The sequence below is a fragment of the Paenibacillus forsythiae T98 genome (assembly GCF_000520735.1).
In the GTDB taxonomy this organism is placed as follows: domain Bacteria; phylum Bacillota; class Bacilli; order Paenibacillales; family Paenibacillaceae; genus Paenibacillus_AQ; species Paenibacillus_AQ forsythiae.
In genome coordinates, this window is the sequence record NZ_ASSC01000542.1 from 1 (window position 1) to 1438 (window position 1438).

2 protein-coding genes are annotated in these 1438 nt (G+C 45.1%); both read right to left on the reverse strand.

Annotated features, from left to right (window positions below; genetic code table 11):
• Positions 1-171: 171 nt before the first annotated feature.
• Positions 172-393, reverse strand: coding sequence for a hypothetical protein (locus L692_RS0116910; protein ID WP_376717938.1), 222 nt, complete (start codon positions 391-393; stop codon positions 172-174).
• Positions 394-847: 454 nt separating this feature from the next.
• Positions 848-1201, reverse strand: coding sequence for a hypothetical protein (locus tag L692_RS0116915; protein ID WP_025701296.1), 354 nt, complete (start codon positions 1199-1201; stop codon positions 848-850).
• Positions 1202-1438 lie beyond the last annotated feature (237 nt).

The following is a 1438-nucleotide window of genomic DNA, read 5'->3' on the forward strand; positions in this document are numbered from 1 at the left end:
TGAAGCGCCGGGTATAAACAGCGCATTAGCCAGCAGGGCGACGCCCAGCGAGGTTGACAGCACGCGGACCGGCTTGCCGCTCAGGTCGATCCCTTTGTCCCCCAGTGATTGATTTCGAGTTTCTTCTTCTCTGCCCAAAACGGGTGCCTCCCTTGATTAAAAGTCTTCTGCCTATTCGGTACGCATCGGAACAAGCAGCAGCTCAAGCTTGCCTTCGTCCAGATTCAGCCTGCCCTCCACCGTCTCGAATTCGCGGCCCCCGACTACCAAATAATTGGCATGCTCCAGCGAGGCGATCATGTTGGCGCTCCACACGCGCTCCTCGATCGCATTCAGCGAGCCGTCCGGCATTTTTTCATATAGAACAACGCTCATTCCAGTATCCAAGAGCATATCCTTCCCTTCATGTTTCGATTGTACCTTTAATACGCGAAACGCCGGCCCAATGTTTCATATTGGAGCAGCGCGGGCATTGTAAAACCTTCCCATAACAGAATAAGCGTCTTGTCCTTGATAGGCAATGCTTTTCGTAATATTAGATCGACCAGATAGAGGGGGTGTTAAAGGTGGAGTGTCTCTCAGACTTTTCTAAAACAAGTGACCCTTTGGGTGAAATGGATAAAGAAAAACCCGAGGCATTCACGTAAATGATTCGGGTTTGTAAAAGATACCTTTTGTTATTTGTTTCTGGTAACTTGGCTGGGTACCGAATAAAAAATAACCCGGAACAATCGGAGAGACATAGATTGTTCGGGGTTATTTTGTATCAGATGGAAATTGTTATCCTCCTCTGTATACTTAAGGACTGAAGCAGCATCTGCACAGAATTTTTTAATGCGGGATGCTTTCAAGCCTCTGTATGAAAGGAGGCCATCAAAATACCGCTGCGATCTACCAATCCTAATTCATATGCCTTTTCGATGGTTGCAAACCGCTGATTCGCAAACTCATTCACACCGTTGTTCCGCCCATAAACACGATTATTGGCTTCTTCATCGGCAGATACGTGTCGAACGTAACTGTGATTAACTTCCTGATCTTTTTGAATAGCCTCCATGAATTGTTTGAAGTTCATGGAATTGGTCTTCGTGCCACTACTAATACCGCGGACCTGGTTTTGAATGCGGTTTGCCAAGGCCAGATGAGTATAAGCCGCGAATTCAGGCGTGAATTGCCCGTTGACCTTTGCGCTAATTGACAATGATAAAACCTCCTTTTAAATCTAGCATTGTTCCTGTTATCGGCAAATTAGATTCTATATTTTACTATAAAAGAAAATTATTGAACATTAATGGAAATAAAATCACTATATGATGCATGGGGAGTATAATAGTCTTGTGCCGTAGCCGAAAGAGTTCCTGTAGTAACGTCACTAAGGTTAAATGCACGATATTGAACACTCCCCTCCCTACGCTTAGGCTTAGAGGAAGGAGATTCT

Coding starts and splice junctions, on each gene's coding strand:
- L692_RS0116910 (WP_376717938.1), bottom strand. CDS start 393: ATGCTCTTGGATACTGGAATGAGCGTTGTTCTATATGAAAAAATGCCG.